The sequence below is a fragment of the Paracoccus cavernae genome, assembly GCF_042430175.1.
GTDB classification, from domain to species: domain Bacteria; phylum Pseudomonadota; class Alphaproteobacteria; order Rhodobacterales; family Rhodobacteraceae; genus Paracoccus; species Paracoccus cavernae.
Genome location: NZ_JBHMDZ010000017.1, coordinates 39,409 through 54,042 on the forward strand (window position 1 = coordinate 39,409; position 14,634 = coordinate 54,042).

The window sequence follows — 14,634 nt, forward strand, 5'->3', positions numbered from 1 at the left end:
CATCATGCAACCGATCCGTCTGATCCGGGGCTTTTTGTCCGTCGGGGCATGGACGCTCGCCTCGCGCGTCGTGGGCTTTATCCGCGACATGATGATCGCGGCCTTCCTTGGAACGGGGCCGGTGGCGCAGGCCTATCTGGTGGCTTTCACCTTGCCCAACATGTTCCGCCGCTTCTTTGCCGAAGGGGCCTTCAACACGGCTTTCGTGCCGATGTTTTCCAAGAAGCTCGAAGCGAGCGAGGATCCGCGAGGCTTTGCCGAAGAGGCCTTCTCGGGGCTCGCGCTGGTCGTGCTGGTCTTTACGGTACTTGGCAACCTCGCCATGCCGTGGTTGGTGCTCGTGCAGGCCGCCGGTTTCAAAGGGGACGAGCGCTTCGATCTCGCGGTGATCTACGGCCGGATCTGCTTCCCCTATATCCTCTTCATCTCGCTGACCGCGCTTTTGTCGGGGCTTTTGAACGCTGGCGGCAAATTCGTGGCGGCTGCGGCGGCCCCCGTCCTGATGAACTTCATCCTGATTGCCGCCATGGTCATGGCCGACCGCTTCGGCTGGGACATGGGCCTTGCGATGGCTTGGTCGACGCCGGTTTCGGGGATCGCGCAGCTGGCGACCGTCTGGTGGGCCGCCAAGCGCATGGGCTTCCCGCTGCGCCTGCGCCGCCCCCGCCTCAGCCCCGAAATGAAGCGGCTGCTCTCCATTGCGGCACCTGCGGTCCTTGCGGGCGGCGTGGTCCAGATCAACCTTTTGGTCGGCCGCCAGATCGGCTCTTTCTTCGAGGGCGCGATCGCTTGGCTGACCTATGCCGACCGGCTCTACCAGTTGCCGCTCGGCGTTGTGGGCATCGCGATCGGGATCGTGCTGCTTCCCGACATCTCGCGCCGCCTCAAGGCCGAGGATCACGAAGGCGGCCGCGCCGCCTATAACCGCGCCACCGAATTCGCGCTGTTCCTGACCATCCCCTCGGGCGTGGCGCTGGTGGTTGCCGCCTATCCGCTGATCTCGGTCCTGTTCGAGCGCGGCGCTTTCAAGGCCACCGACGTCGGGCCGACCGCAATCGCCTTGGCGATTTACGGCGTGGGGCTTCCGGCTTTCGTTCTGCAAAAGGTGCTGCAGCCGCTTTATTTCGCGCGCGAGGATACCCGCAGCCCCTTCCGCTTCGCGGTGGTCTCGATGGTGGTGAATGCGGTCTGCGCCTTGGGCCTTGCGCCGCTGATCGGCTTTTCGGCGGCGGCTTGGGGTACGACCATCGCGGGCTGGATCATGGCTTGGCAGCTTTGGCGCGGCACCCGCGACATGGGCGAGGCGGCATCCTTTGACGCGCGCCTCAAGCACCGCCTGCCCCGCATCATCGCGGCATCCGTGGTGATGGGCGTCGTGGTCTGGGGGCTGATGCTGTTGTTGGGCGACCGGCTTGCACCGGGCGGGCCGCGCTATCTGGCGCTGCTGATCCTTGTCGCGGGCGGCATGGCCGCTTACGGCGCGGCGGCAATCGCGCTTGGCGCAATCCGCCCCGCCGATCTGAAAGCGGGGCTGCGCCGCAAGCGCTGAAACAAAAACGCCGGGGAACCAACCCCGGCGTTTTTCATTCCCGCTCCCTTCGCCCCCTCAGCGCTGGCGCAGCTGGGCCATCAGATGACGGATGCCGCCCGGCACCAGAACGAAGCACAGCAAAAAGCCCGTGGCAAAGCCCGCGAGCTCGGCGATCCAGGTCATGCTCTCGCTTTGGAAGATGATGCCGAAGACCAGCTGGAACAGCAAAAGCATGCCGATCAGGCTGAAGGCACGCATGCGGTTCGCATTCTGCTGGCCGAGCCGGATCCAGAGCAGGAAGGTGAAGGCACCGACCAGACCATAAACCGCGGGATACCCCCCCATCAGCGGCTGGAAACGGACCTGCGGAAAGATGCCCGCGAAAAGCGTATAGACCAGCGCCCCGCCGATCGCCGAGCCGAAGAACAACACCACGACCGACAGCGCGCGGAACTGGTTTGCCACCATATTGCCGAGCGCCAGCGTGAAGACGATCACGAAAACCGCATTCACCAGCGAGACATTGACGAAGGAATAGGTCAGAAGACGCGCAAGCTGCTCGGGAAAAACCGTGCCGGTCGACCACATGCGCAGAAGCATCTCGGGGACATAGGCGGTCTTCTCGACGGCGATCTGCCGCATGCCGATCCCTCCGCCCCCGCCACCATTCATGAAGCCAAGCTGGCCGAGCCCGAAAACCGCTTCGACCGCGATCATCGGCAAGGCCAGAATCCAGACGATCGCGGGCACGGGATTGAGTGGCGATTCCTCGAAGCCAGAGCGCATTCAACGGTCCTTTCCAGTCTGGTCCTGTCAGGGCGGTTGCGCCCGGTACGGGCAAGGGGTAAGCCAGCGAAAGTGATTTTCCAAGCAGGTAACGCAATGACGACAAGCTTCAAACCGCGTATCTTCTCTGGAATCCAGCCGTCGGGTGGCCTGACTTTGGGCAACTATCTGGGCGCATTGCGCCGCTTCGCTGGCTTTCAGGGTACTGGCCCCGAGACGATCTATTGTGTCGTCGACCTGCATGCGATCACCGTCTGGCAAGACCCCGCCGAACTGACCCGCCGCACCCGCGAGCTTGCCGCAGCCTATCTCGCCTCGGGTGTCGATCCCGAGCAATCGATCCTGTTCAACCAGAGCCAGGTTCCGGCCCATGCCGAATTGGCTTGGCTTTTCAACTGCGTGGCACGTCTGGGCTGGATGAACCGGATGACCCAGTTCAAGGACAAGGCCGGCAAGAACAGCGAGAATGTGAGCCTCGGGCTTTACGCCTATCCCTCGCTGATGGCCGCCGACATCCTGACCTATCACGCGACCGCCGTTCCGGTCGGCGAGGACCAGAAGCAGCATGTCGAGCTGACCCGCGACATCGCGGCCAAGTTCAACCACGACTACGGCACCGAGTTCTTCCCCGCGCCCGAACCCCTGATCGAAGGGTCGGCCACCCGCGTCATGTCCCTGCGCGACGGCTCGAAGAAAATGTCGAAATCCGACCCTTCGGACGCGAGCCGCATCAACTTGACCGACGATGCCGATACGATCACGCAAAAGATCCGCAAGGCGCGCACCGATGCCGAGCCCCTGCCCGCGACTTTCGAAGGTCTCAAGGACCGTCCCGAGGCGCGCAATCTGGTCAATATCTACTCGGCACTGACCGACGAGCCGGTGAATGCGGTCCTCGGACGTTTCGAGGGTCAGGGCTTTGGTACGTTCAAACCGGCGCTGGCCGAGGTGGCCGTCGAGGTTTTGGCCCCGATTACCGCCAAGATGACGCAATTCATGGCTGACCCCGCCGAAATTGATCGTATCCTCGGCAAAGGCGCCGACCGCGCCCATGCGATCGCCCATCCGATCGTCGAGCGCACCAAAGAGATCATGGGAATGATCCGCTCGCGCTGAAGCCATCGACTGCCGGTCCTGAACAGGGCCGGCGGGCCCTTCTCTAAGCTGGAGGAATCCCTTTGGGACCCGATCCGCTGAGCCTGCTCCTGGAGGAACGCGATTGGCTTTTGGCCGACGGCGCGACCGGGACGAATCTTTACAACATGGGCCTTGCCCCCGGCGAGGCGCCGGATCTGTGGAATGAAAAGCACCCCGAAAAGGTGCTCGCGCTTCACCGAGCGATGGTCGCTGCGGGGTCGGACCTGATCCTGACAAACAGTTTCGGGGCCAATGCCTGCCGCTTGCGGATTGCCGGCGCGGCCGACCGTGTCGCCGCGATCAATCTGGCCGCCGCACGGCTGGCGCGACAGGCCGCCGACGAGGCCGGCCGCAAGGTGCTGGTCGCGGGATCGATGGGCCCGACCGGCGAGATCATGGCCCCGATGGGCCGCCTGACCGAAGCCGAGGCCGTGCGCATCTTCACCGATCAGGCCGAGGCCCTCAAAGAGGGCGGCGCCGATCTGCTCTGGGTCGAGACGATCAGCGCGGTCGAGGAATTGCGCGCCGCCAGCGCCGCCGCAAAGGCGGTCGATCTGCCCTGGTCGGGGATGATGAGCTTCGAGCCGGGCGGCTGGACCATGATGGGCGTGACCCCGCCCCAGCTGGCCGCTCTGGTCGAACGCCTGCCCCGCCGCCCCGTCGCTTACGGCGCGAATTGCGGTACCGGTCCGACCGAGCTGCTGGTCGCCGTCGCAAACTTTGCCGCCGCCGGCAGCGAGCGCCCGATGATCGCCAAGCCCAATGCGGGCGTGCCGCGCTATCAGGACGGCGGGCTGATCTATGATGCGACGCCCGAAGTCATGGCCGAATTCGCGGTTCTCGCGCGCGATCTGGGTGTGCGCATCGTCGGCGGCTGCTGCGGCACCACGCCCGCGCATCTGGCCGCGATGCGTCAGGCGCTCGAAAGCCGCCCGCGCGGCAAACGCCCGACGGCGGATATGATCTCGCAGAAAATGGCCGCGGTCGCGGCTCAGGCCACAGCGGGCTAACGCCCGCGAAAATCACCGCGGCAAACGGGCGGGGGGGCAGGCCGGGCGAGAAGCCCGTGCCTGCCCCCCCGCCCGCAATTCAGAACAGCGCCAATTGGTCGCCCGCGCGCGGCGGGGCTGCAAAGAGACTGCAATCGAGCGTCTCTCCCGCCCGCTCCAGCCCCGCGCGTTTGCGCGCCAGCCGGAAGCGCTGGTGCATGAGATCGGCAAACATCCCCTCCCCGCGAAAACGGCTGCCGAAATTCGGGTCGTTATCCTTGCCGCCGCGCATATCCTGCACCCGCGCCATGACATGCGTGGCCTTCCCGGGGTGGTGTCGCTCCAGCCAGTCGCGAAAAAGCGGCGCGACCTCATGCGGCAGCCGCAGGGGAATGATGCTGGCGTAACGCGCCCCCGCCTCGGTCGCCGCTTGCAGGATGCTTTCCATCTCGGGCTCGGTCAGGACCGGAATGACCGGCGCGACCATGACCCGCACCGGAACCCCCGCATCGGCCAGAGCACGGATCATCCGCAGCCGTGTCGCGGGCGCGGGTGCGCGGGGTTCGAGCTGTCGCGCGAGCGTCGCATCCAGCGTCGTGACGGAAACGCCGACCATGACCTGCCGCCGCGCCGCCATCGCGCCCAGCACGTCGAGATCGCGCAAAATCCCGTTGCCCCGCGTCACGATGCTGAGCGGATGGTTCCAGTCATGGAGCACCTGCAGGCAGCCGCGCATGATCCCGAGCTTGGATTCGACCGGCTGATAGGGATCGGTATTGGTCCCGAATGCGATGGGCGCTACGCGGTAGCTGCGCCGCCCGATCTCGGTTGCGAGCAGCTCGGCGGCATTGGGTTTGGCGATGATGCGGGTTTCGAAGTCAAGCCCCGGCGACAGGCCGAGATAGGCATGGCTCGGCCGCGCGAAACAATAGATGCAGCCGTGCTCGCAACCGCGATAGGGATTGATCGAACGGTCGAAAGGGATATCGGGCGATTGGTTGCGGGAGATGATGCTGCGCGCTTTCTCCTGCGTGACCGAGGTGCGCAGAAGTTCCGCCTCTTCGGGGATGTCCCAACCATCCGGTTCCCTGACCGTCGTATAGGGATCGAAACGCACGGCCGGTCGGCTGTCCGCACCGCGGGCCTTGAGGATTTCGTCAGGATTGCGTGGAGGCAGCATGGCGGTCAATCGCGAACATAACAGGAACAATTAACCGCAATCCGCGCCTTCCGGCAAGCCCTTAGCGCCCTGTCGCAGCGTCAATCCGCCGGTGCACGCATTTTTGCGCGGCCCTGCCCTTCCCCCCCGCCTGATCTGCACCCATAATTACAGGGAAGATAAGGAGTGACGAGGATGCCTCTGCCCCAATTCCTTCTGATGCTGGTCGCGGTGATCATTGCCGCGGCGGTTACGGTTTGGGTCGCCCTTTCCGCAGGTGTGCCGCCTCTGGCTTTGGGGTTGATCGCCCTGATCGCAGTCGCGGCCCTGCATCTTGCGCTTCGCGACAAAGGCGACGACGGTCACGCCAAACACGCCCATCGCAAGCATCACCACGGCAAACACCACTAAGAAAAACCCGCGTTCTGGTCCAAAGCTGCAAGGCCGCCCCTGACGCTCAGGCAGCCGAGACCTGTTTGGGGTTGTCGCGCAGCCATTCCAGCAAAGTCTCCGGGGCGGTGGTGCCATAGGGATCGCTCGGGCAGTCATCCACCCGACCCGGCTCTTCGAACCAGGCCTCGACAACGCAATCGTCGATGATCGCGGCATAGCGCCAACTCCGCGCGCCGAAGCCGAGATTATCCTTGCGTACCAGCATCCCCACCCGCTCGGTAAACTCGCCCGAACCGTCGGGAATGACCTTGACGTTTTCGAGCGCCAAAGACTTTGCCCATTGGTTCATAACGAAAGCATCATTGACCGAGAGGCAGTAAATCTCGTCGAGCCCGTGACGCTTGAGCTCTTCCGAAGCGGCTTCGAAGCCGGGAAGCTGGTAGGTGCTGCAGGTCGGCGTAAAGGCCCCAGGCAGCGAAAACAGCAGCACCCTTTTTCCCTTGAAGAAATCATCGGTCGTCATGCCCTGCCAGCGGTAGGGGTTCGGCCCCGACACCGAGGGATCGTAAATCCGGGTTTGAAAAGTGACTTGAGGCAGTCTATCACCAATCAGCATCATAAATCCTTTCGCCGCAGGATCGGGCAAGAGAGCCCAGATATCGCGGGCGTTTAATCACCTTCAAATCATTGTGGTGGTGCGCTGCCGTTGATCAAGCGACGATAAGGTTCTAAGTTAACCGGGAATTACCCGAGGGAACCCGCCATGGCCGATCTGCCGCCGCAGTTGCGTCACCCTGAAAAGGCCCACCGGCCCGACCAGGACCAGCCCAAGAAACCCTCCTGGATCCGCGTGAAAGCGCCGACCAGCGAAGGTTACAAGCAGACCCGCGACATCCTGCGCGAGAACCGTCTCTCGACGGTTTGCGAGGAGGCGGGTTGCCCGAACGTCGGAGAATGCTGGAGCCAGGGTCACGCCACCATGATGATCATGGGCGAGATCTGTACGCGCGGCTGTTCGTTCTGCAACGTCAAGACCGGCCGCCCCGATGCGCTCGATGTTTTCGAGCCGGGCCGTGTCGCCCATGCCGTCCAGAAGCTGGGCCTCAACCACGTCGTTCTGACATCGGTCGACCGCGACGATCTCGATGACGGCGGGGCCGACCATTTCGCCCAGACCATTCGCGCGATCCGTCACCGCTCGCCCAGTTCCACGATCGAAGTGCTGACGCCCGACTTTCTCAAGTCGAAACCGGGCAGCCTCGAAACCGTGGTCGAGGCGCGTCCCGACGTCTTCAACCACAACCTCGAAACCGTGCCGGGCCTTTATCCGACCGTGCGTCCGGGCGCGCGCTATTTCCACTCGCTGCGCCTGTTGCAGCGCGTGAAAGAGCTCGATCCGGCGATGTTCACCAAATCGGGCATCATGGTCGGTCTGGGCGAGGATCGTCAGGGCGTGTTGCAGGTCATGGACGACATGCGCGCCGCCGATATCGACTTCATCACCATCGGCCAGTATCTCCAGCCGACGCCCAAGCACCACCGCGTCGACCGCTTCGTCACCCCCGAAGAATTCGAGGGTTACCAGCGCGCCGCCTACGGCAAGGGCTTCCTGATGGTTTCGGCCACGCCGCTGACCCGCTCGAGCTATCATGCCGGCGACGATTTCGCCCAATTGCGCGACGCGCGACTGGCCAAGCTCGGCCGCGCCTGAGTCGCGCTCATCAACGAATCCGGCCCCGAAACCGCATCTGGATGCGCGGTTTCGGGGCCGCTTTCATTCCGGCAGGGCGGTCGGTCCCGCAGCGCGCAAATCTTGCGAAAAAGCGCAGAACCCATCTTGCGCCTCGGGGGCTTGGTGCGATAAGTCCTTGTCCAAGCTTATGCTTGCCCGAGTGACGGAATGGTAGACGTAGCGGATTCAAAATCCGCCGCCGCAAGGCATGTCGGTTCGAGTCCGACCTCGGGTACCAACTTGTTTTAAACAAGTTTTCTGCAATATCCCCAAAGAATGCGATGTCCACGCCACCGCCACCAGCGCTTGGTTCCGGGCGATTGCAGGCTTGTCTCATTTGCCGCCCCTGCCCTCGGCCGTTATTCATCGACGCTTGCGCAGGCAAGCGCGCGCGCTTTTCGTGCGGCACGCGGGCGGCGCATCAGCACCGCCATCCCGACAGTGCCACCCGCCTCAGCCGATCATCGGAGAGCCGCTGCCATAGGCATTGTTGTAATGCTGTTCGAGCCGCATCAGCGCGAGTTTGAGGACGATCTTGCCCGAACGCGCAGACCAGCCCAGACGGCGCTCCGTGCACTCGATCCCCTCGAGAAAACAGCAGACCCGCAAACACAGATCCCCCATCCCCGGCCCCAGTTCGCGCAGGGCCAGCGTCACACGGTTGCGCGCGCTTTCCGAGCCGCCCGAACCGCTCCGCCCCGAAAATCCGGTGCTGCAACCCGAGGTCAGAAACCCGTCCCAATTCTGCGTCACACGCGGGCCGAGCTGCGAGAGCTCGTAATCCTCGCGCAGCCGCTCGGCCGCGGCGACCATGCCCGCGCTCAGGAAAGGCGTCCCTTCGGGGGTCCGCCTGCGCGCAAGCAGCCGGATAGGGCTTTCGGCCTGATTGATGCGCATGCGGCGGATGCCCTCGCCATCGGGGGCCTCGATCTCTCGCTCGTCCCAGACGCGGTGCTGCTCGGCGTGATCGAAGCCTGCGGGGGCTGCCTCGGCCATCTCCTGCACGGGGACCGCAGCGGCGTCCTGGAAAGCCTCCTGACGCGGCAGAACGCCTGCCGGCCCGTCCGCCTGCTTGCTGCGCGCTGCCGCCCTCAGCACCTCGCGCCCCGCCGCCGAGATCGCGTAATGGCGCATCCGCCCCATGGCCTTGAGCGTGAGCCAGCCGTTCATCGCCATCCGCTCGGCAATCTCGCGGTCGAGCACCGCCGTGCGGATGTCCTGCCGCACCACGATCGCCTTGGCCATGCCCTCGGAGACCAGCAGCATCGCGCCGTTTTCGCACAAGCGGCGCAGGATGCGGCGGAATTGCTCGGTCTCGCGCCGAGAGGCATGTTCGGCCTCGCTGCCGCCACGCCTGCCGCTGGCCTGTTCCAGCGCGCGGTCGACAAGCGGATCATCGCGGCGCTGCTCGATGCGGCGGATGCGGCGCAGGATGGTCGAGGCATGGCATCCGGCTTCGCGGGCAAGGGCGCGGATCGACAGCCCGTCCTGCACATGGCGCAAATAGTAGTTAACATCGTCGGGATGCGGATATGAGTCGCGCTGCTCCTCCCCCTCGTGATCCGCGCCCCCCGATGCATGGATCTGAATACAGGAAATCGCACTCTTTACGGCAAAGTCACCCGTCAAAGCAGTCATAAAATAGCCCTTTATCCAGCAGGGGACTGCGGCAGAAATCCCCTTTAGGTTGTTAATATTTCCCCGGCTCTCCGCGGCACCATTACGATTTCCGTAATACTTCCTAAGAATTCCTAAAGATTGGTTGCTGTTGCGCACGCTGCTTTGACCTTCGCGGCAACACCCCTCGGGAATGGGCTTTACTGCTTCCTGCCACGACAGGGAGACCGTGATGACTTTCATGCCGAACCACAGCATTTTCGACGAAAGCCGCGCAGCCGGCAGCACCATCCGCCGGCCGGCCTTGCTGGTCGCGGCCGCCCGCGCCGGACAGGCCGGTTGGCGCCGCGAGCGCGGTTTGCGCGGGCTTTTGGGGGCAGAGCAGCACGCCCTGCCTGCCGCGCGCATCCTGCCCCTGCTGCGCTTTGAAGAGGAGGCGCTGGATCTCGCCAGAAGGCAGCGCGCCGCAGATTACAACCTGCAGCGCCATATCCTGTTTCTCATCGCGATTCTCGCCGAGACGAACCTGCAGGCGGCCGAAAAAGCCGCAGCTGTCGCTTCGGCAGCCCCGCTCAACGCCCGCGGAAAAGCGAGCCGAGCACGCCTCTGACCAAGGCCTGCCCGCTTTTCGTCCCCAATTGGCGGGCGAGGCTTTTGCCGAAGGTCGTCGCAATCGAATCGCTGGCGCGGGTGGCGCGGGGTTTGGGCTCGGCCTTGGTATTGGGCTGATAGCGCCGGCCCTGGTTATACTCGCCGGGCATCGACCACAGATCGTCGTCGCCCGCCTGTCCACCCGCCTGCCTGCCCGATTTGGCGGCCTTTTGCGCCTCGGCCTGTTCTTTGGCGGCCCGAGCCTCCTCCGCCGCAGCTTCGGCGCGCTTGGCCAGCAGCTCGAAGGCCGATTCGCGGTCGACGGCTTTGCCGTATTTCAGCGCCATCGGCGAAGCCTGCATGATGGCCGCGCGCTCGGTATCTGAGATCACCCCCATCCGCGCGAAAGGCGGCCGCACGAGGCTGCGCTCGACGATCCCCGGCACGCCTTTGGCCTCCAGCAGCGAGGTCACCGCTTCGCCCGTTCCGACATGCTGGATCGCCTCGGCCGTATCGAAAGCGGGGTTCGGACGGTAGTTTTCCGCTGCAAGCCGCAGCGCTTTCTGGTCCTTGGCGGTAAAGGCGCGCAACGCATGCTGGATGCGGTTGCCGAGCTGGCCGAGGATGCTTTCAGGCACATCGGCGGGATTCTGGGTGATGAACCAGACGCTCACCCCTTTCGAGCGAATCAGCCGCGCGACCTGTTCGATCTTGCCGATCAAGGCGGGCGATGCGCCGTTGAAAAGCAGATGCGCCTCGTCGAAGAAAAAGGCGATCTTGGGTTTGTCGGGGTCGCCGACCTCGGGCAATTGCTCGAAGAGCTCGGACATCAGCCACAAAAGGAAAGTCGCATAGAGCGTCGGCGCATTCATCAGCCGCTCAGCGGAGAGGATGTTGATCATCCCCTTGCCCGAAGCATCGGTGCGGATCAGATCGGCCAGTTCGAGCGCAGGCTCGCCGAAGAGGGAATTGCCGCCCTCGTTCTCCAAAACCAGCAGCGAACGCTGGATCGCCCCCACCGAAGCGGTCGAGACATTGCCGTATTTCAGGCTGAGTTCTTTTGCATTCTGCCCGATCCAGACCAGCATGGATTGCAGATCCTTGAGATCGAGCAGCGCCAGCCCTTCTTCGTCCGCGACGCGGAAGGCGATGTTGAGCACGCCTTCCTGCACATCGCTAAGCCCCATCATCCGCGACAGCAAAAGCGGGCCGATATCGGCAGGGGTCGTACGGACGGGGTGGCCCTTCTCGCCCCAGATATCCCAATAGGTCACGGGAAAATTCTGGTAATCCATCTCGATGCCGATGGTTTCGGCGCGGCTTTGAAAGCTTGCCTCGAGCTTGGCATCGCCACCGCCCTTCTGGCTCAGACCGGCAAGGTCGCCTTTGATATCGGCCAGAAAGACCGGCACCCCCGCGAGCGAGAATGATTCGGCCAAGGTCTGCAAAGTCACGGTCTTGCCGGTGCCGGTGGCCCCCGCGATCAACCCGTGGCGGTTTGCATATTTCAAAAGAAGCTTTTGGGGCGAGCGATAACCCTCGCCGCCTCCACCCAAAATCAGGGTTCCCGCCTCAAGGTCCACAACTTTGGTCATATTTTTCACTCCCGATCGGCAGAAAAGCGCGGATTTCAAGGAATGAACAATACAAACTTCATCTTCTTGTGCCAGTCTGTGTCTATCGCTTTGTCGTTTTCGGCACGGCGATACTTCCTCCCTGTTGGACTGTCGCGCCCTTGGGCGCGACTTTTTTTCTTGCAAGGCGTGTATCGGCGCACCGCCACTCTGCCCGCCGACCTGACTATTCAGATAGTTGACGCAGGCGACGCGCAATTCTAGCTTTTCCTCAATAAAGACCGGCAAGTCCGGCAGGGATGGAAAACGGGTCCGGCAGTATTGCCGGACCTTTCTTCATTTGTGGCACTGCCCTTCATACGGCCCGCCGCCTATGAGCGCTCTATCCCCATATACGGTCGCGACCGACATGCGCAAGAAACAGCCGCTAACCCCGCAGAATGACGCGAATCTGTGATGGGCCGCCATGCGATCCGTCCTGACAAGGCTTTGTGGCCGTGGTAGGACCGTGGCCAGAGCTTTGACCAAAGGAAGAGGACCATGGTTAACAGGACTTCCCCCGCGCTGATCGCAGCAATCTTCACCATCGCCGGCAGCGCGGGCATGGCGTTCGCTCAAACCTCGAACGACGCGGCACCCGCTGCTCCGGCGACCACCGAGGCACCGGCAGCAGAAGCCCCCGCAGCAGCGCCTGCAGAGGCCGCACCCGCCGAAGCACCGGCCGAAGCGGCTCCGGCAGCAGCACCGGCAGAAGGCGCCGCGCAGAACGGCCGTCCGGCAATTCCGGGTAGCGCCGCCGAGGCACAGGTCGGCCAGACCTATCTGAGCGCGACCCATGGCGACTGGTCGCTGCGTTGCGTCAAGACCGCAGAGAACCGTGACCCCTGCGAGCTGTACCAGCTTCTCAAGGACGATCAGGGCGGCGCGGTTGCCGAAGCCTCGGTCGTGCCGGTTCAGGGCAATGTGCAGGCGATCATCACCTTCGTCGCCCCGCTGGAAACCGATTTGCAATATGGTCTCCACCTCCAGGTCGATACCAACAAAGAGCTGGCCTATCCCTTCATGGTTTGCGCCCAGATCGGCTGTATCTCGCGCGTCGGTCTGAACGAAACCGAGATCGGCACGCTCAAGCGCGGCAAAACCGGCACGGTCACGCTGCGTCCCTTCGGTGCGCCCGAGGACCAGCTGGTCAAGCTGAACGTCTCGCTCGCAGGCTTCACTGCAGGCATCGACGCGGCGACCGCCGTGATGCGCGAGCTTGCAGCATCGGCACCTGCTGCTCCGGCAGCAGCGGCTCCGGCACCGGCTGCGCAATAAGCAAACGGCCCAAGCACAACGGGCCTCGGCCTTGCAGAAAACAAAAAGGGGGCGCCGAGCGTCCCCTTTTCCTTTGCGTGGCCTGTCGCGTGCGGCCCATCCCTTCGGCTTGCCTGCGAAGCCCGTCGGGCGACGACTGACCTCCTGCGGTTTCGGGGGCTGAACGTCCGCCCCCGATCCCTCAAGGCTTATTGGCGCGGCTCGATCGGAAGAGCGACGAAGCGCGGCTCGCCTGCACGGCGCACGAGGATCAGGATCGATTTGCGGCCGGCATCGCGCGATTGCGCGATCTGGGTCTCGAGATCGGCAAGGCTTGCCACCGGCTGCTGTCCGGCCTCGGTGATGACATCGCCCGCAGCCAGCCCCTTGTCGGCGGAAACACCTGCCGGATCGACCGACTGCACCACCAGCCCCGTCATATCGCGCGAAACGCCCAGCTCCGCCGCGATTTCGGGGGTCAGCGGCGCAACCGTCATCCCCAGAAGATCCGAGGCGGTATTGGTCGCCGAATCGACCGTTGTCGACGTACTGCCGCCTTCGGCCAATTCGCGGCGGCCAAGCGTTACCTGAAGATCAAGCGGACTGCCTTCGCGCAGAACCGTCACATCGACCTTTTCGCCGACCGGCGCATCGCCGACACGGCGCACCAGCTCGCGCATGTCCTTGACCTCCCCGCCGTCGAATTTGGTGATGACATCGCCCGCCTTCATGCCGGCATCCAGCGCGGGGCCGGTCGGCACATCGGTGACCATCACGCCGCCCGCGGCATCAAGTCCCAGCGAGTCGGCGATATCGGGGGTGACGTCCTGGATTTTGACGCCCAGCCAGCCGCGCCGCGTCTCGCCGAATTGCTCGAGCTGCTGCACGACTTTGGAAACGACATTCGACGCCATCGAAAAGCCGATCCCGATCGAGCCGCCGTTGGGCGACAAGATCGCGGTGTTCACGCCGACGACCTCGCCCTCCATGTTGAACAAGGGCCCGCCCGAGTTGCCGCGGTTGATCGCGGCATCGGTCTGGATGAAGTCGTCATAGGTGCCGGTCAAAGCGCGGTTGCGCGCGGAAACGATGCCGGTCGAGGCCGAAAAGCCCTGCCCCAGCGGGTTGCCGAGCGCCAGAACCCAATCGCCGACGCGTGCCTTGTCGCTGTCGCCGAAGGTCACGAAAGGCAGCTGCTCGGTGCTTTCGACCTTGAGAACCGCAATATCGGTTTTCTCGTCCTTGCCGATCACTTTCGCGGCCAGACGCACGCCGGAATAGAATTCGACCTCGATCTCGTCGGCGCCTTCGATGACGTGGTTGTTGGTGACGATCAAACCGTCAGCCGAGACGACAAAGCCCGAACCCAGCGCATTCGAGCGCTGCTCGGCCTGAGGTCCGCGCTGGCCGGGGCCGCCAAAGGGGCTGCCGGGAAAGCCGAAGTCGCGGAAGAGATCCGAAAACGGGCTACCCTCGGGGAAGGAGGGGCCGCCTGCGGTCGGCGCGGCAACCGTCGCGGTCGTCGTGATATTCACCACCGCCGGGCTGACCTGTTCGACCAGATCGGCAAAGCTCGGCATGATGGTGCGGGTCGGTGCCGCGGAAAGCGACGCATTGTCATTGGCCGCCCCCGGCGCGGTTGCCGCCTCCTGCGCGGCAAGCGGGGCGATGGTCAGAGCAAGGGCAACGCTGGATGCGGTCAGCAAGTAGCGCGGGAAACTGGTCTTCATCAGGAGACGCTCCTTTGGATGTCGAGGCGATGGGCAAATCATTCGCCGCCATGCCTATGTCTTGAAAGAGAAATGAGGTGCCGTTGCAAATAAATCACC

The 14,634-nt window shown here is 63.8% G+C and carries 13 protein-coding genes and 1 tRNA gene; 8 read left to right on the forward strand and 6 right to left on the reverse strand.

Going from position 1 to position 14,634, the window contains the following annotated elements; translation table 11 throughout:
- The first annotated feature begins 4 nt into the window (after positions 1–4).
- On the forward strand, positions 5–1,549 hold the full coding sequence (gene murJ / locus ACFFUC_RS12215; RefSeq protein ID WP_377686604.1) for a murein biosynthesis integral membrane protein MurJ: 1,545 nt from the start codon (positions 5–7) through the stop codon (positions 1,547–1,549).
- 57 nt (positions 1,550–1,606) lie between these two features.
- Here murJ and ACFFUC_RS12220 read toward each other — a convergent pair whose 3' ends face one another.
- Complete coding sequence (locus tag ACFFUC_RS12220) at positions 1,607–2,317, reverse strand: rhomboid family intramembrane serine protease (protein WP_377686606.1); 711 nt, start codon at positions 2,315–2,317, stop codon at positions 1,607–1,609.
- A gap of 96 nt (positions 2,318–2,413) precedes the next feature.
- Here ACFFUC_RS12220 and trpS point away from each other — a divergent pair, with 96 nt between their 5' ends.
- Complete coding sequence (gene trpS, locus ACFFUC_RS12225; RefSeq protein ID WP_377686608.1) at positions 2,414–3,433, forward strand: tryptophan--tRNA ligase; 1,020 nt, start codon at positions 2,414–2,416, stop codon at positions 3,431–3,433.
- A 62-nt stretch (positions 3,434–3,495) separates the two neighbouring features.
- Positions 3,496–4,464, forward strand: a complete 969-nt coding sequence (bmt, locus tag ACFFUC_RS12230; protein WP_377686610.1) for a betaine--homocysteine S-methyltransferase — start codon at positions 3,496–3,498, stop codon at positions 4,462–4,464.
- A gap of 79 nt (positions 4,465–4,543) precedes the next feature.
- On the opposite strand, the gene ACFFUC_RS12235 is transcribed toward bmt, so the two are convergent.
- Entirely contained in the window at positions 4,544–5,623 is a 1,080-nt protein-coding gene (locus tag ACFFUC_RS12235) for a PA0069 family radical SAM protein (RefSeq protein WP_377686612.1), read from the reverse strand.
- A 174-nt stretch (positions 5,624–5,797) separates the two neighbouring features.
- On the opposite strand from ACFFUC_RS12235, the gene ACFFUC_RS12240 reads away from it, so the two are divergent.
- A complete protein-coding gene (locus ACFFUC_RS12240) occupies positions 5,798–6,013 on the forward strand; it encodes a hypothetical protein (protein WP_377686614.1) in 216 nt (71 codons plus the stop codon).
- 46 nt (positions 6,014–6,059) lie between these two features.
- Here ACFFUC_RS12240 and ACFFUC_RS12245 read toward each other — a convergent pair whose 3' ends face one another.
- Positions 6,060–6,611 (reverse strand): peroxiredoxin, encoded by a 552-nt coding sequence (locus ACFFUC_RS12245; RefSeq protein WP_377686616.1) that lies wholly within the window; start codon positions 6,609–6,611, stop codon positions 6,060–6,062.
- 147 nt (positions 6,612–6,758) lie between these two features.
- Here ACFFUC_RS12245 and lipA point away from each other — a divergent pair, with 147 nt between their 5' ends.
- Together lipA and ACFFUC_RS12255 are read left to right on the forward strand one after the other, a co-directional pair.
- On the forward strand, positions 6,759–7,706 hold the full coding sequence (lipA, locus tag ACFFUC_RS12250; RefSeq protein WP_377686618.1) for a lipoyl synthase: 948 nt from the start codon (positions 6,759–6,761) through the stop codon (positions 7,704–7,706).
- 175 nt (positions 7,707–7,881) lie between these two features.
- Positions 7,882–7,965, forward strand: a tRNA-Leu gene (locus ACFFUC_RS12255).
- 215 nt (positions 7,966–8,180) lie between these two features.
- Here ACFFUC_RS12255 and ACFFUC_RS12260 read toward each other — a convergent pair.
- Entirely contained in the window at positions 8,181–9,365 is a 1,185-nt protein-coding gene (locus ACFFUC_RS12260; protein ID WP_377686619.1) for a DUF6456 domain-containing protein, read from the reverse strand.
- Between the two features lie 211 nt (positions 9,366–9,576).
- Here ACFFUC_RS12260 and ACFFUC_RS12265 point away from each other — a divergent pair, with 211 nt between their 5' ends.
- Complete coding sequence (locus ACFFUC_RS12265) at positions 9,577–9,954, forward strand: DUF6477 family protein (protein ID WP_377686620.1); 378 nt, start codon at positions 9,577–9,579, stop codon at positions 9,952–9,954.
- On the opposite strand, the gene ACFFUC_RS12270 is transcribed toward ACFFUC_RS12265, so the two are convergent.
- Positions 9,917–11,530, reverse strand: coding sequence for a helicase HerA-like domain-containing protein (locus ACFFUC_RS12270; protein ID WP_377686622.1), 1,614 nt, complete (start codon positions 11,528–11,530; stop codon positions 9,917–9,919). The genes ACFFUC_RS12265 and ACFFUC_RS12270 overlap by 38 nt on opposite strands.
- Positions 11,531–12,049: 519 nt before the next feature.
- On the opposite strand from ACFFUC_RS12270, the gene ACFFUC_RS12275 reads away from it, so the two are divergent.
- Positions 12,050–12,826 (forward strand): invasion associated locus B family protein, encoded by a 777-nt coding sequence (locus tag ACFFUC_RS12275; protein ID WP_377686624.1) that lies wholly within the window; start codon positions 12,050–12,052, stop codon positions 12,824–12,826.
- A gap of 188 nt (positions 12,827–13,014) precedes the next feature.
- Here ACFFUC_RS12275 and ACFFUC_RS12280 read toward each other — a convergent pair whose 3' ends face one another.
- Positions 13,015–14,535 (reverse strand): DegQ family serine endoprotease, encoded by a 1,521-nt coding sequence (locus ACFFUC_RS12280; protein ID WP_377686625.1) that lies wholly within the window; start codon positions 14,533–14,535, stop codon positions 13,015–13,017.
- Positions 14,536–14,634 lie beyond the last annotated feature (99 nt).